Source organism: Streptomyces sp. NPDC088810 (assembly GCF_044750305.1).
Lineage (GTDB): Bacteria > Actinomycetota > Actinomycetes > Streptomycetales > Streptomycetaceae > Streptomyces.
The window spans coordinates 94,616-117,648 of the sequence record NZ_JBIVJQ010000015.1 but is presented as its reverse complement, the minus strand read 5'-3'; the positions used below and the strand labels follow the sequence as shown (position 1 = coordinate 117,648).

Annotated in this window: 18 protein-coding genes; 3 read left to right on the top strand and 15 right to left on the bottom strand. The window is 71.8% G+C overall.

The genetic code is table 11. The features are described from left to right. Positions 1-60: 60 nt before the first annotated feature. Together ACIP4Y_RS34785 and ACIP4Y_RS34780 are read right to left on the bottom strand one after the other, a co-directional pair. A complete protein-coding gene (locus ACIP4Y_RS34785; protein ID WP_401400079.1) occupies positions 61-924 on the bottom strand; it encodes an ABC transporter permease in 864 nt (287 codons plus the stop codon). Next, positions 914-1,729: an ABC transporter ATP-binding protein gene (locus ACIP4Y_RS34780; RefSeq protein ID WP_401400076.1), complete on the bottom strand. Its 816-nt coding sequence runs from the start codon at positions 1,727-1,729 to the stop codon at positions 914-916. The genes ACIP4Y_RS34785 and ACIP4Y_RS34780 overlap by 11 nt, the downstream gene beginning before the upstream one ends. A 157-nt stretch (positions 1,730-1,886) precedes the next feature. Between ACIP4Y_RS34780 and ACIP4Y_RS34775 the strand changes: the two genes are divergently transcribed. After that, positions 1,887-2,579 carry a response regulator gene (locus tag ACIP4Y_RS34775; protein WP_401400073.1) on the top strand — a complete coding sequence of 231 codons (693 nt, stop codon included), beginning with the start codon at positions 1,887-1,889 and terminating at the stop codon, positions 2,577-2,579. An 18-nt stretch (positions 2,580-2,597) separates the two neighbouring features. Here the strand turns inward: ACIP4Y_RS34775 and ACIP4Y_RS34770 are convergent, their stop codons facing one another. The 6 genes from ACIP4Y_RS34770 to ACIP4Y_RS34745 all read right to left on the bottom strand — a co-directional run bounded on the left by ACIP4Y_RS34770 (position 2,598) and on the right by ACIP4Y_RS34745 (position 9,900). After that, positions 2,598-4,190: a cation acetate symporter gene (locus tag ACIP4Y_RS34770; RefSeq protein ID WP_401400070.1), complete on the bottom strand. Its 1,593-nt coding sequence runs from the start codon at positions 4,188-4,190 to the stop codon at positions 2,598-2,600. Continuing rightward, on the bottom strand, positions 4,187-4,642 hold the full coding sequence (locus ACIP4Y_RS34765; protein WP_401400067.1) for a DUF485 domain-containing protein: 456 nt from the start codon (positions 4,640-4,642) through the stop codon (positions 4,187-4,189). Before ACIP4Y_RS34765 ends, ACIP4Y_RS34770 begins: the two co-directional genes overlap by 4 nt. Positions 4,643-4,804: 162 nt before the next feature. Further along, complete coding sequence (locus ACIP4Y_RS34760; protein ID WP_401400064.1) at positions 4,805-5,494, bottom strand: response regulator; 690 nt, start codon at positions 5,492-5,494, stop codon at positions 4,805-4,807. Next, a complete protein-coding gene (locus ACIP4Y_RS34755; protein ID WP_401400061.1) occupies positions 5,491-6,642 on the bottom strand; it encodes a sensor histidine kinase in 1,152 nt (383 codons plus the stop codon). The genes ACIP4Y_RS34760 and ACIP4Y_RS34755 overlap by 4 nt, the downstream gene beginning before the upstream one ends. Further along, positions 6,639-7,160 (bottom strand): DUF1453 domain-containing protein, encoded by a 522-nt coding sequence (locus tag ACIP4Y_RS34750; protein WP_401400059.1) that lies wholly within the window; start codon positions 7,158-7,160, stop codon positions 6,639-6,641. Before ACIP4Y_RS34750 ends, ACIP4Y_RS34755 begins: the two co-directional genes overlap by 4 nt. Before the next feature lie 616 nt (positions 7,161-7,776). Continuing rightward, complete coding sequence (locus ACIP4Y_RS34745; RefSeq protein ID WP_401400056.1) at positions 7,777-9,900, bottom strand: type IIA DNA topoisomerase subunit B; 2,124 nt, start codon at positions 9,898-9,900, stop codon at positions 7,777-7,779. A gap of 441 nt (positions 9,901-10,341) precedes the next feature. Here ACIP4Y_RS34745 and ACIP4Y_RS34740 point away from each other — a divergent pair, with 441 nt between their 5' ends. Beyond that, positions 10,342-10,572 (top strand): hypothetical protein, encoded by a 231-nt coding sequence (locus tag ACIP4Y_RS34740; protein ID WP_030342923.1) that lies wholly within the window; start codon positions 10,342-10,344, stop codon positions 10,570-10,572. 97 nt (positions 10,573-10,669) lie between these two features. Here ACIP4Y_RS34740 and ACIP4Y_RS34735 read toward each other — a convergent pair whose 3' ends face one another. The 6 genes from ACIP4Y_RS34735 to ACIP4Y_RS34710 form a co-directional block, all read right to left on the bottom strand. Beyond that, positions 10,670-11,530 carry a S1 family peptidase gene (locus ACIP4Y_RS34735; RefSeq protein WP_401400053.1) on the bottom strand — a complete coding sequence of 287 codons (861 nt, stop codon included), beginning with the start codon at positions 11,528-11,530 and terminating at the stop codon, positions 10,670-10,672. Positions 11,531-11,652: 122 nt separating this feature from the next. After that, complete coding sequence (locus tag ACIP4Y_RS34730) at positions 11,653-13,194, bottom strand: RNA polymerase sigma factor (RefSeq protein WP_401400050.1); 1,542 nt, start codon at positions 13,192-13,194, stop codon at positions 11,653-11,655. 446 nt (positions 13,195-13,640) lie between these two features. After that, positions 13,641-14,528, bottom strand: a complete 888-nt coding sequence (locus tag ACIP4Y_RS34725) for a FadR/GntR family transcriptional regulator (RefSeq protein WP_358647450.1) — start codon at positions 14,526-14,528, stop codon at positions 13,641-13,643. Positions 14,529-14,690: 162 nt separating this feature from the next. Then, positions 14,691-17,324: an ATP-binding cassette domain-containing protein gene (locus tag ACIP4Y_RS34720; protein WP_401400046.1), complete on the bottom strand. Its 2,634-nt coding sequence runs from the start codon at positions 17,322-17,324 to the stop codon at positions 14,691-14,693. 162 nt (positions 17,325-17,486) lie between these two features. Further along, positions 17,487-18,245, bottom strand: a complete 759-nt coding sequence (locus ACIP4Y_RS34715; RefSeq protein ID WP_358647454.1) for an NUDIX hydrolase — start codon at positions 18,243-18,245, stop codon at positions 17,487-17,489. 151 nt (positions 18,246-18,396) lie between these two features. Beyond that, positions 18,397-20,592 carry a glycogen debranching N-terminal domain-containing protein gene (locus tag ACIP4Y_RS34710; RefSeq protein WP_401400043.1) on the bottom strand — a complete coding sequence of 732 codons (2,196 nt, stop codon included), beginning with the start codon at positions 20,590-20,592 and terminating at the stop codon, positions 18,397-18,399. Positions 20,593-21,012: 420 nt separating this feature from the next. Here ACIP4Y_RS34710 and ACIP4Y_RS34705 point away from each other — a divergent pair, with 420 nt between their 5' ends. Then, positions 21,013-21,387 carry a hypothetical protein gene (locus ACIP4Y_RS34705; protein ID WP_401400203.1) on the top strand — a complete coding sequence of 125 codons (375 nt, stop codon included), beginning with the start codon at positions 21,013-21,015 and terminating at the stop codon, positions 21,385-21,387. Between the two features lie 32 nt (positions 21,388-21,419). On the opposite strand, the gene ACIP4Y_RS34700 is transcribed toward ACIP4Y_RS34705, so the two are convergent. Beyond that, positions 21,420-22,961, bottom strand: a complete 1,542-nt coding sequence (locus tag ACIP4Y_RS34700) for a DUF4192 family protein (RefSeq protein WP_401400040.1) — start codon at positions 22,959-22,961, stop codon at positions 21,420-21,422. Positions 22,962-23,033 lie beyond the last annotated feature (72 nt).

Below are 23,033 nucleotides of genomic sequence, written 5' to 3'. Positions count from 1 at the left end.
GGTTCACGTCCTTGTGAGAGGGCGGTGCGGGAGGAAGGAGCGGGGATGCGAGGGGGCCGGTCAGCTGTCGGAACCGCTGGGCTTCCAGCGGAAGATGCGCCGCTCAGCGAAGGTGAGCAGACCTTCGGCGACGAGGGCGACGACGGCGAGGATGACCATCGCGGCGTACACGCCGGCCGCGTTGAAGGTGTTCTGCGACTGCGCGACGAGCAGGCCGATGCCCTTGGTCGCACCGATGTACTCGCCGACGATGGCGCCGATGAGCGCGAAGCCGAAGCTGACGTGGAGGCTGGTGAAGATCCAGGAGGTGGCCGACGGGATGACCACCTGGAGGGTCACCCGGCGGTCGCTGGCGCCCAGGATGCGGGCGTTGGCCACCAGGTTGCGGTCCACTTCGCGGGCGCCCTGGAAGGCGTTGAAGAACACCGGGAAGAAGACGAGCACGACGGCGGAGGCCACCTTGGAAGACGGACCGAGGCCGAACCAGATGAGGAAGATGGGCGCCAGCACGATCCTGGGAATCGAGTTGAGCACCTTGATGTACGGACCAAGAATCTCGGCGAGCAATCTGATCCGCCCGAGCGCAATACCGAGGAGCACACCGGCGACCACACCGATGACCCAGCCGAGCAGTGCCTCGTGGAGCGTGTACCAGATCTGCTCGCCCAGGGAGCCGAGCGCCGTCCCGTGGGCCACCCAGGTGTAGATCTGGTCCCAGATCTTCGAGGGCATCGAGAAGTTGAACGGATCGATGGCCTTGGCGCGGGACAGCGTCTCCCACAGTCCGAGGACGACCACCAGCAGCACCACGCGCGCGACGCCGACGAGGACCTTGCGCCGGCGGGCGGCCTGGGCGCGGGTCTGCGCGCGGCCGGGTGTCTTGGCGGTGTCGACGACCGGAGTGCTGAGAACCTCAGGCGACATGGGCGGCACCCCTCTCGCGGGTGATGCGGACCTCTTCGCCGAGGGACTCCCAGATCTCGCGGTAGATCTCGATGAACCGCGGCTCCAGGCGCACCGACTCGACCTTCCGCGGGCGGGGCAGGTCGATGTCGAAGACCTGCTTCACGGTCGCGGGCCCGGCGGTCATCACGACGACCTTGTCGGCCAGCGCGATGGACTCCTCCAGGTCGTGGGTGACGAAGACGACGGAGGCGCCGGTGCCCTCCCACAGCTCCAGCAGCTCGTCCGACATCAGCGCCCGGGTCTGCACGTCGAGCGCGGAGAACGGCTCGTCCATCAGCAGGATCTCGGGGTCGTTGACGAACGTGGCCGCCAGGGCGACGCGCTTGCGCTGACCGCCGGACAGCTGGTGCGGATAGCGGTCCTCGAAGGCGGTGAGTCCCACCCGGGCCAGCCACTCGCGGGCCCTCTGCTTCGCCTCCGCCTTGGGCACGCCCCGGAAGCGGGGGCCCGCCATGACGTTCGACAGGACCGTCCGCCAGGGGAAGGTGGCGTCCTGCTGGAAGACGAAGCCGACCTTGTCGCCGACGCCGTCGACCGGTTCCCCGGCCACCAGCACCTCGCCCTCGGTGGGCTCCTCCAGGCCGCTGACCAGGGTCAGCGTGGTGGACTTGCCGCAGCCCGTCGGTCCTACGACCGCCACGAACTCGCCGCGCCCGACGGTGAGGTCCAGGCCGCGCACGGCCGTGTGCAGCCCTCCGGACGGGGTTCTGAAGATCTTGCTCGCGCCCCGCAGCTCGATGGCGGGGCTGGTGTGTGCGCTCATGGGCCGGGACGGTAGGTGTGGCCCCCGCCACAGCAGCAGTCTTGTGAGCACAAGCCGTTCTTTTGCTCGCAGGGACCTGTTGTGCTCGTTTTGCTCGCGCTACAACTGCGGAGCCGAACACGGGCTCGATGCTCGCCGGCCTTGAAGGAGAGGCCTGATGATTGACGTCCTGGTGGTGGACGACGACTTCCGCGTCGCAGAGATCAACGCCAAGTACGTGGGAAAGGTTCCCGGCTTCCGGGTGGCCGCCCGCGCACACAGCGCCGCCCAGGCCCTGGCCGCCGTCGAACGCGGCGGGATCGATCTGGTCCTGCTCGACCATTACCTGCCGGACCGGACCGGCCTGGAACTCGTGCACCGCATGCGGGAGCAGGGACACGGCGCGGACGTCATCATGATCACGGCGGCCGGCGATGTGACAACCGTCCAGCAGGCGATGCGCCTGGGCGCCCTGCACTACCTGGTCAAGCCGTTCACCTTCGCCGCGCTGCGCGCCCGCCTGGACTCCTACGCCGCCCTGCGCCGCACGGTCGACCGGGTCGGCGGCCGAGGCCTGACGGGCCAGGAACAGGTCGACCGGATCTTCGGCGCCCTGCGCACCGCCCCCGCCCCCTCCACACCCGGCCTGCCGACCGGCCACTCCGAGCCCACGACCGACTTGATCTGCGGCGTCCTGCACCGTGCCGGCCATCCGCTCTCGGCCCACGAGGTGGCCGCCCGGACCGGCCTGAGCCGCTCCACCGCCCAGCGCTACCTCCGCCACCTGGAACAGGCGGGCCGGCTCCGCCTCTCCCTGAAGTACGGCGACACCGGCCGCCCGGAACACCGGTACGCCTGGGTGGCGCCGTAGCGACACACCGTGGCCGGGCTACGCTGCTCCGGCCCCGGTCAGCGAACGCACCTCCGTCTCGGCGTACTTGCCCTCGTCCGCTACCTCGTCCGAGGTGACCGTGCCCAGCCAGCCGGCCAGGAAGCCGAGCGGGATGGAGACGATGCCCGGGTTGTCCAGCGGGAAGTACTGGAAGTCGACGGCCGGGAACAGGGAGTCCGGGCTGCCGGACACCACCGGGGACAGCAGCACCAGCCCGATCGCCGGGAGCAGCCCGCCGTACACCGCCCACACCGCGCCACGCGTCGTGAAGCCGCGCCAGAACAGCGAGTAGAGCAGGACGGGCAGGTTCGCCGACGCGGCGACCGCGAAGGCGAGGCCGACGAGAAAGGCGACGTTGAGATCGCGGGCCAGCAGGCCGAGCGCGATCGCCACGACGCCGATGCCGACCGCCGCCCACCGGGCCACCGCCACCTCGCTGCGAGGCTTGCCGTGCGGCCGGCGCAGCGACGCGTACAGATCGTGGGCCACCGAGGCCGAGGAGGCGAGCGTGATGCCCGCCACCACCGCGAGGATCGTCGCGAAGGCCACGGCGGCGACCACCGCGAACAGCACCGTGCCACCGGTGGAGCCCGACCCGCCGCCCAGGTCGAGGGCGAGCAGCGGCACCGCCGTGTTCCCGGCCGCGTTGGATCCGCGTACGGCCTCGGGCCCCACCACCGCCGCCGCACCGAATCCGAGGACGATCGTCATCAGGTAGAAGCTGCCGATCAGACCGATGGACCACACCACGGAGCGGCGCGCGGCCCGTGCGGTCGGCACGGTGTAGAAGCGGGACAGGATGTGCGGCAGTCCGGCCGTGCCCAGCACCAGCGCGAGTCCCAGGCTGATGAAGTCGAACCGGTCGGTCCAGTCCCCGCCGTACCTCAGGCCCGGCGCCAGGAACGCCTTCCCGTGGCCGCTGCGCTCCGCGGCCGTGAACAGCAGCCGGTCGACGTCACCGTGGAAGCGCAGCAGGACGAGCACGGTCAGCACGACCGTCCCGCCGAGCAGCAGGACCGCCTTCACGATCTGGATCCAGGTGGTGGCCCGCATCCCTCCCAACGACACATAGATCACCATGAGCGCGCCGACGCCGATGACCGTCCACGCCTGGGCCGCGCCGCCCGTCCGCCCCAGCAGCAGCGCCACCAGGCTGCCCGCGCCGACCATCTGCGCCACCAGATACAGAACGGACACCGTGACCGAGGAGGTTCCCGCCGCGATCCGCACCGGCCGCTCGCGCATCCGCGCGGCCACCACGTCGGCCAGGGTGAACCGTCCGCAGTTGCGCACCAGTTCCGCCACCAGGAACAGCACGAGCAGCCACGCCACGAGGAACCCCACGCAGTACAGCAGCCCGTCGTACCCGTACAGCGCGATGAGCCCGGCGATCCCGAGGAAGGAGGCGGCCGACATGTAGTCGCCCGCGATGGCAAAACCATTCTCCATCGGGGAGAAGAGCCGCCCGCCGGCGTAGAACTCCTCCGCCGAACCGTGCCGCCTGCGGCTCACCCAAGTCGTGATCCCGAGGGTGACCGCCACGAACCCGGTGAACAACAGCAGCGCCGGCGTCTGATGGTCACCGCTCACGAGGCGCCTCCTCGCGCACCGCGGGCCAGTTCCTGGGTGTCCCAGCGCAGCTCCAGCGCGGCCCGGTCCCGGCGCAGCCGGGCATGCCGGGCGTACGCCCAGGTGAGCAGGAAGGTGCTGAGGAACTGCCCGAGCCCCGCGAGCATCCCCACGTTCACCGCCCCCGCCACGGGCCGGGCCATGAATCCCGGCGCGGTCGTCGCGGCGACCACGTACCCCACGTACCAGACCAGGAAGCCGACCACCCCCGGCACCACGAACCGCCGGTACCTGCCGCGTACCTCCTGGAACGCCTGACTGCGCTGCACCTGGACGTACACCTCGCGGGCGTCCGCCGCCGTCGCACCGGGCTCACCGTGCGCGGGCGGCACAGCCGGCGCCGGCCTGCCGGTGCCGTCCAGTTCACCCCAGCCCGAGGCCAGCGCGTCGTACCAAGGGTCCTCGTACGTCACGTCCCGGGAGGGCGTGGCATGGTCTTCCTGGTTCTCGGCCGCTCTCTCGGGACCGTCCCCGGCGCCCCCGGGGCGACCGTTGCTTGACTGCATGCCCAAGGATGGACAGAACGGGAAGATCCCTGACTCTTCTTCCTCGCGCTCTTCACCCCATCAGGTGATTCACCCGGTGGGTGGCCGCACCAGCCTCTTGCTGTAGGCGTACCGCACGGCCTGCGCCCGGTCCTTGAGGCCCGTCTTGGCGAAGAGGTTGTTGATGTGGGTCTTCACGGTCGCGGTCGATACGTGCAGTCTGCGGGCGATCTCCTGATTGCTGAGGCCTTCGGCGATCAGCACCAGCACCTCGGTCTCGCGCGCGGTCAGCCCGTCGGGCGTCTCGCCGGCCGCCGGCACGGGCTCGGGTTCGGGCTGCGACAGCCGCTCCAGCAGCCGGCGCTGGACACTCGGCGACAGCCCCGCGTCCCCCGAGAGCACACTGTGCACGGCCCGTACGATCTCGTCGCCGCCGGCGTCCTTGGTCAGGTATCCCCGGGCACCGGCCCGCAGCGCCGGGAACAGCGACTCGTCGTCCGCGAAGGTGGTGAGCACCACGACCTGGGTTCCTGGGTACCGGGCCCGGATCCGCCGGGTGGCCTCCACGCCGTCGCAGCGGGGCATCCTGAGGTCCATCAGCACGACGTCCGGAGCCAGTTCGCCGACCAGCCGCACCGCCTCCTCACCGTCTCCGGCGGCCCCCACGACCTCCACGCCCGGCAACAGCCCGAGCAGCATCACGATGCCCTCGCGGACCACCGTCTGGTCGTCGGCCACCACCACCCGTGCGGGCTTCTTCTCTCCTTCCGCCTCCGTCATACGGGCACCTTCAGCGTCACCACGAACCCCTCCTCGTCCGGCCCCGCGTCCAGTGAACCGCCCAGCAGTTCGGCGCGCTCGCGCATGCCCAGCAGACCGTACCCGCCTCCAGCTCCGTTGAGTTCGCCCGGCCGTCCGCCCGAGTCCCGGACGTTCAGCGTCACTTCGTGCTCCCTGTAGTCGAGCCGTACGGCCACTTTGGCGCCCTGGGCGTGCTTGCGGACGTTCGTCAGCGCCTCCTGCGCGACCCGCCGTACGGCCTGGGACGCCTCGGCCGGCAGGGGTCTGCGTTCACCTGTGACGGTGACCTCGGCCCCGTCGGCCGAGCTGACGAGTTCGGTGAGGAAGTCCTCCAGTGGGGTCAGTTCTCCCCGCAGAGCGGACAGCGCCTGCCGGGTCTCGGCGAGCCCGTCGCGGGCCATGCCCCGCGCGGCCACCACCCGCTCCAGGATCCGTTCGCGGTCCGCGTCGTTCTCGATCAGGAGCCGGGCCGCCTCCAGGTGAACGAGCTGCGCCGAGAGGCTGTGGGCCAGCACGTCGTGAATCTCTCGGGCGATGCGGGCCCGCTCGGCCAGGGCCGCGGACTCGGCCTCGGCCAGGCGGGCGGCGCGCTCCTGGGCGAGCAGCCGCTGCGCATTGCCCCGGGCTTCCGCGTCCAGCCGCAGCACGTACCCGGCAAGGGCCATGCCGGCCACGGTGGCGGCCGTGGACAGCCAGACGTCATTGGTGAACGCGGCGTACGAGGCCAGGGCCACCGACGCGACGGGGACCGCGGCGCCGAGCGGCAGCCGCTCCAGCGCGCCGACGCCGCAACCGCACCAGATCACCAGGGCCGGTCCTCTGAATCCCGTGGCCTCGGCGGCGACCGCGATACCGAGGAGGACGCCGATGAGCGCCAGGGAGGGCACCAGCCGGTGCTCGTAGGTGGTCCGGAAGAAGGCCCAGGAGACGAGAGCGGCGAGAATGACTCCGGCCGCTGCCGCGACCCCTCCCCAGATGCCGACGTGCCGCTGGCTGAAGGCACCCCAGAGGAGCAGGGCCAGCACGAGCAGTCGGACTGCCCAGACGAGCACGCGCCGGGCCCGGGTGGTTCCCGCGCGGCCGAGCGCTTCCCGTGACGGCCAGCGTGTCCAGGCGTTCTCTGTCACGCGCGCTCCTTCCAGGCCGACCGCTCGTCGTCACCGTACGCCGGGGCGGGACGGCCCACGACGCCGGCGGACTGGGCGCGCCAGGCCAGGATCCCGCCGCGCACCAGCAGGGTGCCGGCGAGGCCCAGCATCAGCGCGGAGCTGTCCTGGTGCAGGCCGAGTGCGGAGCCGAGGGCGAAGACGCCGGCCCGCAGGGCTATGCCCACGGCCCAGACGGCGCCGCTCGCCTTCGTGCTCTTGGTCCATGTGACGCCGTCCGGCTCCGTCCAGATCCGGGTGGTCCAGCCCCAGCCGACGCCGGTGGCCAGCCCGATGAGCAGCTCCACCGCGAGCAGGGCGCCGGATTCGATGCGGTGATCGGAGTCGAGGACGCCGGGCTCGCGCAGCGCGACGACGGCGAGCACCACGGGCAGCAGCCACCAGCGACGGTCCGTGCCGATCACCCGGGCGCGGAACTGCCGCGCGATCACTATGGCGACGACGGCCACGATCACCAGCGCGTTGACGAGCCCGGACATCAGAACCCCCGTGAGCGAGAAGGCGGTGCCGGAAGCGAGTGCTGCCGACGCCTTCGAAGCTACGGAAATCCGCAGGCCAGGAGATCGGAGCCAGGGTGGATCAAGGGTGGAATCTCCGGAGCGCCTGCCCTCCACCCACGGGTGGAGGATTCTCCGGGTCGTGAGGGGGACACGCCTAGTCGGAGGGGTCCCTGCCACGGCCGGACCAGGGCTGGCCTGCCCCCGGCTCACGGGCATGGCCGCTGGCCCGCTCCCGGCAAGCGGCTGACGGCTGACGGCTGACGGCTGACGGCTGACGGCTGACGGCTGACGGCTGACGGCTGACGGCCCACGAGCATGGCGCCTGGCCACGGCAGGAAGCCACTGGCAAGCAGCCCGGTCCGTGGCGGCCGGCCGCTCCAGGAGGCGGCCTGGCCAGGCGATCCACTCGTACGCCGCCGGGGCTGAGTCACCGAGGCCGAACCCGCTCACCCCGGCAGCGGCGCTGTCGGCCGCCGCACCAGCAAGCCCTGCCTCCCCCGTCGGCCACCCCGCAACGCCCGCCTACCTGAAGCACACGCCTCCCAGCGACTCCCCAGCCTGCCCCGCCCCCGTCGGCCGAAGCCCAGCGCGGCGGTTACGCGTCGATGCGCGACCGGTCCAGCGTCGCCGCCGAGCTGGAGATGAACTCCTTGCGCGGTGCCACGTCGTTGCCCATCAGCAGATCGAAGACCTGTTCGGCGGCCTCCAGGTCGGACAGGTTGATCCGGCGCAGCGTGCGGTGGCGCGGGTCCATCGTGGTCTCGGCCAGCTGGTCGGCGTCCATCTCGCCCAGACCCTTGTAGCGCTGGATGGAGTCCTTGTACCGGATGCCCTTGCTCTGGAACTCCATGAGCTTGTCGCGCAGCTCGCGGTCCGAGTACGTGTAGACGTACTTGTCCTGCCCCTTCTTCGGCTGGACGATCTCGATGCGGTGCAGCGGCGGCACCGCGGCGAAGACCCGGCCGGCCTCGACCATGGGCCGCATGTAGCGCTGGAACAGCGTGAGCAGCAGGCAGCGGATGTGAGAGCCGTCCACATCGGCGTCGGTCATCATGATGATCTTGCCGTAGCGGGCCTGGTCGATGTCGAAGGTGCGGCCGGAGCCCGCCCCTATGACCTGGATGATCGCGCCGCACTCGGCGTTCTTGAGCATGTCGGTCACCGAGGACCGCTGCACGTTGAGGATCTTGCCGCGGATCGGCAGCAGGGCCTGGAACTCGGAGTTCCGCGCCAGCTTGGCCGTACCGAGCGCGGAGTCGCCCTCGACGATGAACAGCTCGCTGCGGTCGACGTCGTCGCTGCGGCAGTCGGCGAGCTTGGCCGGCAGGGACGAGGACTCCAGAGCCGTCTTACGGCGCTGGGCGTCCTTGTGCTGGCGGGCCGCGACCCGGGTGCGGGCAGCCGCGACCACCTTCTCCATGACGACCCGGGCCTGGGCGGCGGCGTCACGCTTGGTCGCCGTCAGGAACGCCTTCAGTTCCTTGCTGACCACGCTGTTCACGATGCGGCGGGCCGCCGAGGTGCCGAGCACCTCCTTGGTCTGCCCCTCGAACTGCGGCTCGGCCAGACGGACCGTGACGACGGCGGTGAGGCCCTCCAGCGCGTCGTCCTTGACGATGTTGTCCTCGGCCACGCGCAGCATCTTCTTGGCGCGCAGCACATCGTTCATCGTCTGGGTGAGCGCCTGCTCGAAGCCGGCGACGTGGGTGCCGCCCTTGGGCGTGGCGATGATGTTGACGAAGGACCGGACGGTCGTGTCGTAGCCGGTGCCCCAGCGCAGTGCGACGTCGACGCCCAGCTCACGGGTGACCTCGGTGGGGGTCATCTGGCCGTGCTCGTCCAGGACGGGAACGGTCTCCTTGAAGGTGCCCTTGCCGGAGAAGCGGAGGACGTCGCAGACGGCCTTGTCGTTCGCCAGGTACTCGCAGAACTCGCTGATGCCGCCGTCGAAGCGGAAGGACTCTTCGCCCTTGCTGCCACCCTCGCCCAGGCCGTACTCGTCCCGGACGACGATCGTCAGGCCGGGTACCAGGAAGGCAGTCTGCCGGGCGCGCTGGTGCAGGTTCTCCAGGGAGAGCTTGGCGTCCTTGAGGAAGATCTGCCGGTCGGCCCAGTACCGCACCCGTGTACCGGTGCGCGTCTTGGGGATCTTCTTGGCCTTGCGCAGACCGCTCTTGGCCTCGAACCTGGCGTCGGCGCCGTCGGCGGCGAAGGCGCCGGGGACGCCGCGCCGGAAGCTGATGGCGTGGGTGTGGCCGCTGCGGTCGACCTCGACGTCGAGACGGGCGGAGAGGGCGTTGACCACGGAGGCGCCGACGCCGTGCAGACCGCCGGAGGCGGCGTAGGAGCCGCCGCCGAACTTGCCGCCCGCGTGGAGCTTGGTCATGACGACCTCGACGCCGGACAGGCCGGTCTTCGGCTCCACGTCCACGGGGATGCCGCGGCCGTTGTCGCGCACCTCGACGGAGCCGTCGTCGTGAAGGACGACCTCGATGTGGTCGCAGTAGCCGCCGAGGGCCTCGTCCACCGAGTTGTCGATGATCTCCCAGAGGCAGTGCATCAGACCGCGGCTGTCGGTCGAGCCGATGTACATGCCAGGGCGCTTGCGCACGGCCTCAAGGCCCTCAAGGACGAGCAGGTGCCGCGCGGTGTAGTTGGAACCGTCGCGGTCTGCTCCTGCCAGCAGCGCTGTGGACGGCACGGACGTATCGGCGGTCACGCGGTTCGCTCCTCGCTGAATTTCAGGTGGCCCCCTTGTGGGTAAGGGGGCGGCTTCGGTCGCCGCTCAGAGGGTACCGAGCCCTGGTAGAGCTGGTGTAACGCCACCCTCGTCGGCAACTCACACTAGTCCACACTCGCATACACGTTCGATCCCTCGATGGAGTGAAGTACACATCACGTTCCCTTCGAGGCATGAACCATTTAGGCTCCGGGCACGTCCTCATGAACAACCGGCAACCCGGCCGGGAGGACCGAGACAGCAAGACAGCGCGAACCCGTACGCACACAAGAGACGCAATACGGCACATTCGCCGCCAACCGGCAGCAGACAGCCGCCCCGGAAAGATTTTTTCGAGGAAAAGCCACGAGCGGGAACGTTTTCGGGCTGGTTGGATGTTGACCCTGGTACGACAGCTCGTCGAGCTAGAGAAGAGGCGACGTGACTACTGTTCTGACCCCCGCGAGCCCGCTGACGGCCGCCGATCGCTGCGACCGCTGCGGCGCCCAGGCATACCTGCGCGTCGTCCTGCTGAGCGGCGGAGAACTGCTCTTCTGCGCCCACCACGGTCGCAAGTTCGAGCCGGAACTCAAGAAGATCGCCGCTGAGATACAGGACGAGACGGAGCGGCTGACCTCCGTTCCGAACACCGTTTCGGAAGAAGAGCGCTGAATCTCGCACCTACGACGAGCCAGCCCCGGCACAGGCCGGTGAACGGGCGGCCGCTCCTCACCAGGGAGCGGCCGCCCGTGCTCATGCCCACACGCGCTTACGCGGGCTTGGAGGGCTGCACCCCGGCCGCTGTGGTCGGCTGGAGCGCCCGTACGACCTCGGAGACGCGCGTGTAGACGCCCGGGAGTCCCGGCCGTCCGCAGCCGCTCCCCCACGACACGAGGCCGATCAGCCGCCCCTCGGCCACCAGCGGCCCCCCGCTGTCGCCCTGGCAGCCGTCGGGGCCGCCGTTCGCCTCACCGGCGCACAGCATGGTGCCGGCCCGGTAGGCGCCGTCGGGACCGCCCGGGTAGGCACGGGCACAGACCTCGTCGCGCAGCACGCGCACGCGTGCGGCGCGGAGCCGGCGTGCGTACGTTCCCGCGCCGGTCGTGTCACCCCATCCCGACACCAGGGCCTCGGTGCCCGGCGCGTAGGCCGGGTCGCCCGGGCCCGCCATGGGGACCACCGCGCTCCGCGGCAGGGGGCCGGCGAGTCCGAGGACCGCGAAGTCGCCGGAGTTGGTCGTGAGGTCGTACGCGGGGTTGACCCGGATCTCCCGTACGGCGATCTCCTGGCCCTGCCCCGACAGCAGGTCCGTGCGGCCCGCGATGACCTTGAGGTCGCGCAGACGGTCCGGCGGTGTCCCGAGGACCTCCTCGGCCAGGCAGTGGGCCGCTGTGACCACCGTGCTGCGTCCGATGGCCACTGCGCCGCAGAACTGGCCCGCCCGCATTCCTCCGAACAGGTCACGGCTGGCCAGGGCCACCGTCCACGGAGCCTGGGAAACGTCTATCGGAAACCCCCCGACCACCACGCTGCCGGCAGCCGCGGGAGGGGTGCTCGCCACGGATATCCCCGTCAGGGTGGCCACCAGGGCCAGCGGCCGGATCAGTGCCCGGGCAATGGGACGGCGCATGCATGCTCCTCACTCCGCTGTGCTCGTGGGACACCCAGAGTGATCCACGTTGCGCACGCGCGCAGCACGAAGGCCCGGCCCCCGCGAGGGGAACCGGGCCTTCGGCGTCGTGGACGCGGGACCTAGTCGAGGTAGTCGCGCAGCACCTGCGAACGCGACGGGTGGCGCAGCTTCGACATGGTCTTGGACTCGATCTGGCGGATGCGCTCGCGTGTGACGCCGTACACCTTGCCGATCTCGTCGAGGGTCTTCGGCTGACCGTCGGTGAGACCGAAGCGCATGGAGACCACGCCCGCCTCGCGCTCGGAGAGGGTGTCCAGTACGGAGTGCAGCTGCTCCTGCAGGAGTGTGAAGCTGACCGCGTCGGCCGGGACGACGGCCTCGGAGTCCTCGATGAGGTCACCGAACTCGCTGTCGCCGTCCTCGCCGAGCGGGGTGTGCAGCGAGATGGGCTCGCGACCGTACTTCTGGACCTCGATGACCTTCTCCGGGGTCATGTCGAGTTCCTTGGCCAGCTCCTCCGGGGTGGGCTCGCGGCCCAGGTCCTGGAGCATCTGGCGCTGCACGCGCGCGAGCTTGTTGATGACCTCGACCATGTGCACCGGGATACGGATGGTGCGGGCCTGGTCGGCCATGGCGCGGGTGATCGCCTGGCGGATCCACCAGGTGGCGTACGTGGAGAACTTGTAGCCCTTGGTGTAGTCGAACTTCTCGACCGCGCGGATCAGACCGAGGTTGCCCTCCTGGATGAGGTCCAGGAAGAGCATGCCGCGGCCGGTGTAGCGCTTGGCCAGGGAGACCACGAGTCGGAGGTTGGCCTCCAGCAGGTGGTTCTTGGCGCGGCGGCCGTCCTCGGCGATGATCTCCAGCTCGCGCTTGAGCTTGGGGGCGAGCTTGTCGGCGTTCGCCAGCTTGTCCTCGGCGAACAGGCCCGCCTCGATGCGCTTGGCGAGCTCGACCTCCTGCTCGGCGTTGAGCAGCGGGACCTTGCCGATCTGCTTCAGGTAGTCCTTGACCGGGTCGGCGGTGGCGCCGGCCGCGGCGACCTGCTGCGCGGGCGCGTCGTCCTCGTCCTCGTCGGACAGGACGAAGCCGGCGCTCTCGGCCCCCTCGGGCTCGTCGGCGACCTTGGTGTCCTCGAGGACCTCTTCGTCGAGAAGCTCGACGTCGTCCTTCTTGGCCGTGGTCTTCTTCGCGGCCGTCTTCTTCGCGACGGCCTTCTTGGCGACCGTCTTCTTGGCGGCCGTCTTCTTGGCGACGGCCTTCTTGGCGGGTGCGGCTTCCTCGGCGGACTCGGCAACGGCCGGGGCGGCGGGCGCCGCGGGGGCGGCCGGGCCGGCGGTGGCCTTCCTGGTGGTCACCGTCTTCGCCGCGACCGTCTTGGTGGCGGTGCGCTTGGCCGGGCTCTTCGCTGCGACGCTCTTGCGGGTGCGCTTGGGCTCTGCGGCACTGACCATCAGCGTCACACCCTCTTCCTCAAGAATCTGGTTGAGGCTGCGCAGTACGTTCTTCCACTGAGTGGCCGGAATCTGGTCAGCTTCGAAGGCCCGACGCACATCGTCGCCGGCGATCTGCCCCTCAGCCTTTCCCCGCTCAATGAGCGCCATGACAGAGACGGACTCGGCGATCTCCGGCGGGAGCGTACGGGATGTGCTGGCCGACACGAACAACCTCTCGGAACGTTGGAAAACGGCTTCCGGCACCGTCCACTGCGGACAGGAGCCGACCACCGGCCTGGGGATGGGCCGACGGCGCGGGCGGGGGCCGGGAAGATGCACAGCGCCTGGTACGGCGTCCGTATTCCCTCCGCGGCTATCACCTCTTAGGTCATCGCGCTGTCTCCACGAGCGTTACGCCCAATCTACGTGGCCCGAGTCACACCCCGTAAGCGGTCAAAAGCGGTCAGACGTACGCAGATGGCGACATTATTGGCCTCGGCCCCGGCCACACCCGCTACCAGGTCCTGTCGTCGCACCATCGGACCCGCCGGACCCGCCGGACTCCAGAAGGTCCGACGGGGTCCGGCGACGGCCGGCGCCCGTGGCCCGGCGCGGCCATGAGCACCACGAGCACGCCGCGCACCGGCGACCGCACCGCACCCCTCGCGGGGTCAGTGCTCGCGCGGGGCAGGCACCACGCGCTCCACCTCGGGGTGGACCGTGAGCAGCTGGCGCATGGCCGTCTCCGCCGCCGTGCCGTCGCCGGTACCCAGCGCGTCCACGATCCGCGCGTGCTGCGCCAGGGACGCCTCGTTCGGCCGGTCACAGGCCGTGACCGGGCCGCCGGAGACCTGGAGCGCCGCCGAGACGATGCCGGAGAGGTGCTCCAGCATGCGGTTGCCCGCGATCTGGATGAGCAGCGCGTGGAACTCGGTGTCGGCGCGCGAGTAGGTGAGCACGTCGCCCTGCGCCATGGCGTGGCTCATGATCTCGACCATGTCACAGAGGCGCTGCTGCACCTCCTCGCGCCCGTGCCCGGCGGCGAGACGGGCGGCGAGCGGCTCGATCGTCCAGCGCAGCTCGCTCAGCTCCCGGCGCTGGTCGTCGCGCTGCGGCCCGAAGGCCCGCCATTCGATGATGTCCGGATCGAGCAGGTTCCAGTCGCTGACGGGACGTACGCGCGTGCCGACGTTCGGGCGGGCGCTGACCAGGCCCTTGGCCTCGAGGACGCGGAGGGACTCGCGGACGACGGTGCGGGACACCTCGAAACGCTGGCCGATCTCCTCCGGCACCAGCGGGCGGTCCGCCCCCAGGTCACCGGAGACGATCATTTGTCCCAGCTGCTGGACGAGCTGGCCGTGCAGTCCGCGTCCGCGGCTGCCCGCGGCCCGCCGGCCGACACGGCCCAGCTCCGGCTCCCCGGTGTCCCAGTGGGGCGCGCCGACGCGGTCGGCCACCGGGGCCTCGGCGTAGGGGTAGCGGTCGAGTTCGCCCGGGCCGGCCAGACCAGAGTCTGCGGAGCGGGCGGCGGTCATCATGGTGTGCGCAAGGGTACTCACGGATCCTTTGTCGGCGTCGCCTCCAACTCCCTTGAGGTCTTTGGTGAAAAGCACACGAAAGGGTGATCGCTCACGCCGTCGCAATTGACGCCTTATCGGAAAGAAATGGGCTTTCTGCGGGGAGTTGTGTGCACATCGAATCCGGATCCGTACGGACCGTAGTCATCGGAACCGCGCGCGCAGTGCCGTGAGCAGGTAGGCACAGAGCAGCGCCGTGAGCGACAACGCCAGTGCTCCGCCCACGGGTTGAGCGAGGACCCGCGCGCCCGCGAGCAGGTACCGCTCCCCTCCGAACGGCCACTGCAGCAGATAGACCTCCCGCAACCGCCCCGGGAAGTCGGCCGCCATGCGCACGGCCGGGCCCTGCAGGGCCTTGTGCAGAAGGGGTACGACCAGGACGGGTACGGCGAGGACGGCGGCCAGTCCGGCCGTCGTGGACCGGAACACACCGGCCGCCAGTACACCGGCCCAGGCGCAGCCGACGACCAGCCCGAACCAACTCGCGGTGAGCGAAAGCCAGTCCGCGGGAACTTGCGTCAGCTCCCGTCCGTAGACGATGTAGAGCACTTCGGCGTCGCAGCCCACGGTGAGGAAGGCCAGCAGCACCGCGGTGGCTCCGGAGACGAGCAGTTTCGCGGTGAGCAGCCCCAGCCTGCGGGGGACGGTGCCGCGGTCCGCCGCCAGGGCGGGGTGGCGGAACTCGTCCCCGAAGGCCAGTGCGCCGAGCAGCCCTGCCGCGAGCGCCGCGGGCGGCAGCGGCAGCTCCCGCGGCCATGCCGCGAACAGCCGCTCCTTCGGGGTGTGACCGAGCCGCGCCAGGAGTACGGCGGTGAGCGCGGACAACACCAGCACGGCACCGCAGGTGAGGAAGCCGGTACCGATGCCGGTGGCGCGCCGGAGCTCGTAGCGCAGAGGACGCAGGGGGCTGCGGGCAGGGCGGACGGAGATGGGGGGCGGGAGGGGGGAGGCGGCGGCGAGGGGGCGGACACCGTCGGAGCGGGGGGCGCGGTGGGCCTGCCACTGCCGGGCGTCGGGGTTCCTGGCTCCGGGGAGGAAGGTGCGGGTGCCGGCGTCGGTCTTGGTCGGGGTGCGGGTACTGCCGGTCTGCGGCTCGGAGGCTGTCACCACTGCGCCCAGGCCACTGTCCGGGGTGGCCGTCGGGCCGCCGGACCGGCCGGCGACGGCTCTGACAGGTGTCTCGCCGGGGCCACCACCGGCCGTGCCCTTCTCGCCGGATGCGGTCACGCTGTGCGCCGTACCGTCCTCCGGCGAGGTCGTGGCGGCCGGTGAGGCGTCGTGGGCCGGCGGACGGTCCGGCGCGGTTTCTTGATCGACAGCTTGGCCCGGTGCAGACCACTCGCTGTCGGCGGTCCGCGCCCGCTCCGGCGCAGAGAGGGCGGCTTCCGGTCCCTCTTGATCGACCGGGAAGGGGCCGGCCGCAGCCCGGTCGGGCTCCGGCGCCGGGGTGTCCGGATCCGGTGCGGACCGGCCGAGGGCATCGGTGCGCGGTTCGGCCGCTGCCGGGTCGGGCGCCGTGGCGCGGGATTCCACTGTTGGACCCGTGATGTGCGGCATCGCCGCCGGGGAGCCGGCAGTCATGGGCTCCTGCGACACTTCCGCCCTTGCATGCGCGGGTGCCGGGGGAAACTCGTCCACGCCTCGGCTCGGACCCGCAGGTGAGCCGCCGAGCGCGGCGGGGCCTGATTCCAGTGTGGAGACACCGGAGGCCACGCGTTCGCCCCCCGCCCGCGCGCGGCCGGCCGAGGCGCGCTCCCGCTCCCCGTGCGAGTTGTCCAGAGCTGCCGGGTCCCGTTCCGCAGGGCCGTGTTCCGGGGAGGCCTCCCGGTCCGCCGACGCGTCCTGTACGGCCTGCTGGGGCCCGGCGGAACACTTCCCGTCGTCGCCCTCGGTACCGGCGCCCGGCCCCATGTCGCCGACTTCGTCGGCCAGTTGATGGACGAGGATGCCGTGATGGAAGGCGATCTCGCCGACGTCGGCGGTCGTCGTGCCGTACACCGACAGGCGGTTGCCGCCCTCGCGTACGACTTCGACGGAGCGGCGGGCGGTGCGGGCCTCCTTGGTGAGCAGGGCCGCGAGGCGGGCGGCGTGGGGGCTGCGGACGGCCACGCGCGGGCGCAGCCGGGTGCGGGCGAAGGCCCTGGCCTCCTGGTCGGCGACGAGTCTGCCGCCGTCGAGCGTGACGACCCGGTCGGCGGTGCGTGCGGCCTCCTTGGTGTCGGCCGTGGTGAAGAGCACCGTGCCGCCCTGGGCGGCGTGGGCCCGCAACATGCTGTGCAGCCACTGGGCCTCACGGACGGAGAGACCGTCCGTCGGTTCGTCCAGGACGAGCGTGTGCGGGTCGGGCAGCAGGGCGCAGGCCAGGCCCAGCCTGCGGTCCATCCCGCGGGACAGCGTGCCGAGGCGCTCTTCACGGAGGCTGACGAGACCGACCACTTCGAGGACCTCGTCGGCTCGTCGCGCGGGAACCCCCGCTGCGGCGCACAGCATGCGCAGGTGCCCGCGGACCGTGCGGGCCGGGTGGCCCGGTACGTCGCCGAGGAGTACGCCGACTTCCCGCGAGGGATGGGCGATCAGGTGCAGGGGCCGACCTCGGAAGCAGGTGATGCCGCGCCCCTGTTGGAGCTCAAGCATCAGTTTGAGCGCCGTCGTCTTGCCCGCGCCGGGGCTCCCGAGGAGCGCGGTGACATGCCCGGCGCGCGCTTCGAAGGAGACGTCGTCGACGGCGGGCGGATGCGCCTTGCGGGGATTGCTGGTCAGTCCGAAGGCCTGGATCACCTGCAGCAAGATAGCGCGACATATCCGGTTTTTCCGGTATAAGGCGTCTTGTGAGCATAAGCCGCGTGATCTGTCGCCTCATCTGTCCGCCGTTCGATGGAGCTTGCGCTCGGCGGGGGCGACCGGCGCGCCGGTCGTACGGCAGGCCCGCCGCGGCGCCCCTCAGACCTCGGGGCGCAGCATCGGCGGGTTGAGCAGGGTGGCGCCGCCGGCGCGGAAGAGCTGGGCCGGCCTGCCGCCCTGGCGTGTGGTCGTACCGCCCGTGGGGACGAGGAATCCGGGGGTTCCGGTGACCTTGCGGTGGAAGTTGCGCGGATCGAGTGCCACGCCCCACACCGCCTCGTACACCCGGCGCAGCTCTCCGACGGTGAACTCGGGCGGGCAGAAGGCGGTGGCCAGGGACGAGTACTCGATCTTGGAGCGGGCGCGTTCCACTCCGTCGGCGAGAATCTGGGCGTGGTCGAAGGCGAGCGGTGCCACGGGTTCGCCGTCGCGGCCGTAACCACCCTGCTGGAGCAGTTCCTCGACCGGGGCCCAGCGGGCGTTGCTGGCGTCGCCTCCGGCGCGCGGTGCGGGCAGGTCGGGGGCGAGCGCGAGATGCGCGACGCTGACTACGCGCATGCGCGGGTCCCGCTTGGGGTCGCCGTAGGTGGCGAGCTGCTCCAGGTGGGCTCCGTTGTCCTGGGCCGGGACCGAGGGGTCGTGGGCACACAGCCCGGTCTCCTCGGCCAGCTCTCGCGCCGCCGCCTGGGACAGGTCCTCGTCGGCCCGTACGAAGCCGCCGGGCAGCGCCCAGCGCCCCTGGAAGGGGGGCTCGCCCCTGCGGACCGTCAGCGCGCACAGGGCATCGCGGCGCACGGTCAGCACGACCAGGTCCACGGTGACGGCGAAGGGCGGAAAGGCTGACGGGTCGTAGGGCATGCCGCGATCATAGTCGTCTTCCTGACGATAAACACTCCCTCCATCGGGCGCATCACTGGTGGTTCCGCTTCGTTCCGGTACGGCGCGCAGGGCCGGCTCCCGGTTGGCCAGACCGGTGGTGTCATTCGAGGTCACCAGCCTGGCGGAGAGGTCACGAGCCCAGTTGCAGGCCGTCCGCCGCCTCCTCCACCATGGCCAGTCCCAGTCGGCTGATCCGTACGGCGAAGGGGGCGCCCGCGACACGTATTCCGCTGAGGTTGAGTTCGCCGAGCGGGGCGCTCCGCACGGGCCGCAGGGTGACCGTGCGGGCCGGGACGTCGGGACGGATACCGGCCAGAGCGGTGAGCAGCAGGACCACGGAGGCCGCGGCGGTGGCCGCCGGGCGGCAGGCGGCGGGGTGCGGGAGGGGCGCGGCGCCGGCGGAGCGCTGTTCGCCGGCGAACATCTCAGGCAGCCGATGACCGAAGTGTTCCGCCGCTTCCAGCAGCCCTTTCAGCAGGCCGGCCGCCTCCTTCTCATAGCCGGCCGCCGCCAGTCCCGCGACTGCGAGTGCGGTCTCCTGGACCCGCACGGCTCCGGTCCGGTGGCCGAACGGATTGTGTCCCGCCTCCTTGGCACCGAGACCTCGCAGTCCCCAGCCCGCGTCCATGGCGGGGGTACCGAGCAGCCGGGCGAGGTGTTCGGTGTGCACCTTGTCCAGCAGGCCGGGGGCCAGTCGGCCGCCGCCGAGCAGACCGGTGTCGAGGAGGTGGACGGCGGTGGCGGACAGATGGGGCACGGGGCGGCCGTCGGGGGCCAGGGCCGCGGCCGGGCGTCCGCCGCCACGGTCCTCCACCCAGAAATCGGCCCGGAAGGCGGTCCGCAGTGTCTGGGCCCACTGGTGTAGCTCCGTGGCGCCCGGTCTGTCGTAGGCGTCGAGGAGATCGGCGCCGATCAGGGCGGCGCGATACGCGTGGGCCTGAGTTTCGCAGCGGGCCGGACCCCCGGGGTGTGGGTCGGGGAGGTAGGTGCCGTCGCCGACGGTGGTCCGCAGCCAGGTCAGGCAGCGCTCGGCCGCGGGCAGCAGTTCCTGTGTCTCCTGCTCGGGCAGCCCCCAGCGGCGGGCTTCGGCGAGCACGACGGGGAAGAGCAGGGTGGCCTCCGTTCCGGTGCAGCTCGGTGGAAGATGCGGGCCGGCGTCGCGCCGGGGGCCCGGGATCATGCCGGCCCGGTGGCCCGGTTGCTGGAGCTGGGTGCGGGCCAGGGTGCGCAGGGTGCCTGCGGCAAGGCGGGTGCCCAGGGGGAGCGTCATGCGGGCGGCGGCGAGCGCCTCGGCGGGAGCCATTCCGCAGCGCCAGGGGGCGCCGGCCGCGAGGTAGGTGTCGGAGGGGTGTGCGGGATCGCGCAGCAGCAGTGCCTGGAGGTCGGCGACGGCCGAGTGCAGCAGCGGGGCCACTCGGGGGTCGTCGCCCGCCGCCCGCGCCGGGGCCAGGGGGCTGGTGGCCGCCTGTCCGGCCGGTCGCAGGGGGCCTGCGCCTTCCAGCCGCACCCGCAGTTCCACCGTTGCCGTCCCGGCCGGTGGCAGATCCAGTTCCCAGCGCAGCAGTCCTGCGGACGCCAGGGCGTCGGAGGGCGGCGGGGCCGCGGTGACGCAGGCGGCCGCGTCGGCCGTGGCCCAGCGCAGGCCCGAGTCGTGCACGCTGGCCGGGAGTTCGGGGGCTGCGGCACCGGCGGCGATGGCGGCGAGTTCCGCCAGGTCGGTGCCGAGGGCGATCTCGACGGGCAGGCGCAGCGGGCGCAGGGCGGCGTTGCGGAGTGTGATGCGCTCGGTGCCGTCGGCGTGGCGGGTCCGCTCGACGACGACATCGGGGTCGGGGCCGGCGGCCGGTGAAGCGCGCAGCGTTCCCACGAAGCGGGCGCTGTCGGCGCCGGTCATCCTGGCCTGCACCGGCAGCGGTTCACGGCCCGCCACCCGGACCTGGCACCGGGAGAGCAGCCGTCTGCCGCCTCGGTAGTAGCCCTCCAGTCCCCGGCCGGCCAGCTGGCCCGGCTGGCCGGAGATGACGAGGCCGGGCAGAGCCACACAGATCAGCGCGGTGTGCGTGGGCGGCAGCTCGGGTGCCGGGCGGCCGGCCGGGGGTGTGCGTGGCGGCGGTGCCACGGTGGGACGGCGGAGCCGGGTGGTGGCGGGGGGCGGGGGGTTCCCCTTGGCCGGGGACGGGGGACGTCGTTCCGCGGACGACGGCGGTGGTGGATCGGTGGCCGTCGTCGGTGTGCCGTGGCGGGCGCCTGCCGCCGGGAACGGCTCGTGCCTGCTCCAGGGCGGACGTTCGCCGGTGGCGGAGGGCGGAATCGGCTGTTGGTGCATGGCGTCGCTTCTTCTGCGCTCGATGCGCCTCGGACGTGCTGGGCGGCTGGTGCATCGCCCCGAAGGGCAGGGGAGGTACGGCGGCAGCGCCCGTCCAGGCGTTCCGCCACTCAGGTGAACGGAAGCGGACTCGCCCGGGTCACGGCTCGCTCTGCGGAAGCCGACCGAACGGCGGCCTGACCGGTCGGCTGGGGTGGCCGTCGGGGCGCGGCCGGCCCGCCGGCCTCGGCCCTGCGCCGGGAACGCGCTCCGGTGGCGTGCGGTGCCGTCTCCGGTCTCCACCTCAGGAGCGACGGCCGTTCCGGTGAGCGCCGACGCCGGCCCGGAGTCGTGCCGGGGGCGTTCATCCGACAGGCTGCGGGTACCGGCTGTCCGACGGCACACCGCCGGTCGTGGCGTCGCCACAAGCCGCCGCGGTGCGTGCCGGCCGAGCCGCGGGCGCCGGGACCGGCGGCATCGGCGAGCGACACCCATTCCCGTGAGGCCGAGCCCTGCCCGGTCGAGCAGCTGCTCGACCTGCTCCAGCAGCGGGTCACCGAACTGCGCACCGAACGCTGCGAGGTCGCCTACGAGCCCGGAACCGGACAGCCCGCCGGCACCCCGCGCCCCGTGGACCCCGCACCGGCCGAGGACGCCCCGCTCGCCGGGCCCGCACCGGCCGACGCTCGTCCGTGCACCTCGGACCGGAGGTGCCGGCTGGCCGACAAGGCGCCGCCCACCCGCACGGATGCGCGCGGCACTCGGACCGCGGGTGCCCGGCCCGGCGGCCTCGGCTGGCGACGGCCGTTCCGATGAAGCCCGCCCCTCCCACTCCCACCGGCCGACGCTCATCCGTCGACCTCGGGCTGTCGGCTGTCCGACGGGACGCCGCCAGGCGTGGCCTCGCCCGGTGCCGCCGCACGCGTGCGCGTGGCGGCCGGGCCGCGGGTGCCGGGGCCGGTGGCGCCGGTGGCGGGCGTTCGGGGGCGGGAGTCGGCCGGCCTCCGTCGGTCTCGCTTCGTCCGGGCCGTGTGGCGGCCGTCTTCCTGCTCGTTGCGTGTACGGCGCCGTCGCTGCCCGCCCTTCCTGGAGCCGGGTTCGGCACGCTGGTCGCTCTCCTGGGTGTTGGCTCCGGAGGCCAGGGGCGGGGCCTGCGGGGGCTCGGAGTGAGCAGTCCGAGGTGCCGGGGTCGTCGGCTGTGCCTGCGTGGCCTCCGCCCGTTCCGCGCGCAGGCAGCGGCGGACCGCCTCGGGGTCGAGTCCTTCGTTGCAGGCCTGGTGCAGCAGGCGGGCGAAGAGGTAGTCGGGGTCCGCGGCCAAGGCCATGGCCAGTGCTTCTCGCGCCTCCAGTTCGTCGCCCATGGACCAGGCGACCCAGCCCGCGAGGGTCAGCGGTGCGGCGGCGTGCTCGCCGTAGGGTCCGACACAGCGGCGGGCCAGGGCGCGCCAGAGGCGGAGCGCCGGACCGGCCTCGTCCCCTTCCATCCAGGCGGCGGCCTTGTCCCGGGTCGTGCGGTCCTGGAGCCCGAGGATCAGGGTCGCCGCCTCGTCGTCCGCGAGGAGGTCGTCGTCGCGTACGTCCGCGGGGTGGGTGCCGCAGACCGGTGTGGCCGTGGCGTAGCGGCGGATGATCCGCTCGGCGAGTGCGATGGTCTCCTCCGCCACTTCCAGGCGGCTCGTCTCGTCCAGCATGCGCGCCACCAGGGTCATGCCAGCCGCGTCCAGAGCGATCTCCTGTTCCAGGGCGGCGCCGGTCTCCCACGGCTGGAGCCTGGCGCGCAGCTCCCGTAGGGTGCCGCGCACCTGGATGCCGGCGTAGGTGGCCGCCGCCGCGAGCACGGAGGTGCCGGGCAGGCCCATCGGCGAGCCGTCCTCGGGGCAGCAGCCCTCGACCGGGCAGCAGTACGACCAGAAACGGCCGTCCGAGATGCACAGGGCCTCGATGACCGGCACGTCGAGGTTGCCGCACTCGGTGCGCATCAGGTGGGTCAGCCTCTCCAGCCGCCGTTTGACGTCCCGGCCGGACTCCCCCGGGCCCGGCTCCTGGCAGACGTAGGCCACCATCCGCTCGGGCCGGCCGCCGCGCCGCTCACTGCCGGTCACCAGCCCGCGGGCCAGCTGCCGGGCGGCGGCCTCCCAGTCCTCGTCATTCGCGGGGATGCCGAGCCGGGCCCGGCCGCCGAACCTGCCGCGGCCTGCGTGGTCGTGCAGGGCGACGAGCACCATGCTGTCCTCCGGGCGGTAACCGAGGAGGTAGGGCAGGGCGTCGGCCAGCTCGGCCGGGGTGCGCAGAGTGACCTGCGTGGCGTGTTCGGTCGGTCCGGCCGGCAGCTCCTGCCCCGAGATGTCGTTGCTTTCGAAGGGTCCGGTCGTTTCGCTGTGATTCGTCATGCGCCGACGATCTCGCGGATCTTGAGATTCCGGTTGGGCCTGTGGATAAGTCGAATCAGGGACACGACAAGG

Excerpts from the sequence above, each read along its gene's own strand:
- ACIP4Y_RS34735 (WP_401400053.1), bottom strand. The coding sequence starts at position 11,530 with ATGCGCCGTCCCATTGCCCGGGCACTGATCCGGCCGCTGGCCCTGGTG.
- ACIP4Y_RS34760 (WP_401400064.1), bottom strand. The coding sequence starts at position 5,494 with ATGACGGAGGCGGAAGGAGAGAAGAAGCCCGCACGGGTGGTGGTGGCC.
- ACIP4Y_RS34710 (WP_401400043.1), bottom strand. The coding sequence starts at position 20,592 with ATGCACCAACAGCCGATTCCGCCCTCCGCCACCGGCGAACGTCCGCCC.
- ACIP4Y_RS34700 (WP_401400040.1), bottom strand. The coding sequence starts at position 22,961 with ATGACGAATCACAGCGAAACGACCGGACCCTTCGAAAGCAACGACATC.
- ACIP4Y_RS34775 (WP_401400073.1), top strand. The coding sequence starts at position 1,887 with ATGATTGACGTCCTGGTGGTGGACGACGACTTCCGCGTCGCAGAGATC.
- ACIP4Y_RS34780 (WP_401400076.1), bottom strand. The coding sequence starts at position 1,729 with ATGAGCGCACACACCAGCCCCGCCATCGAGCTGCGGGGCGCGAGCAAG.
- ACIP4Y_RS34715 (WP_358647454.1), bottom strand. The coding sequence starts at position 18,245 with ATGCCCTACGACCCGTCAGCCTTTCCGCCCTTCGCCGTCACCGTGGAC.
- ACIP4Y_RS34750 (WP_401400059.1), bottom strand. The coding sequence starts at position 7,160 with ATGTCCGGGCTCGTCAACGCGCTGGTGATCGTGGCCGTCGTCGCCATA.
- ACIP4Y_RS34785 (WP_401400079.1), bottom strand. The coding sequence starts at position 924 with ATGTCGCCTGAGGTTCTCAGCACTCCGGTCGTCGACACCGCCAAGACA.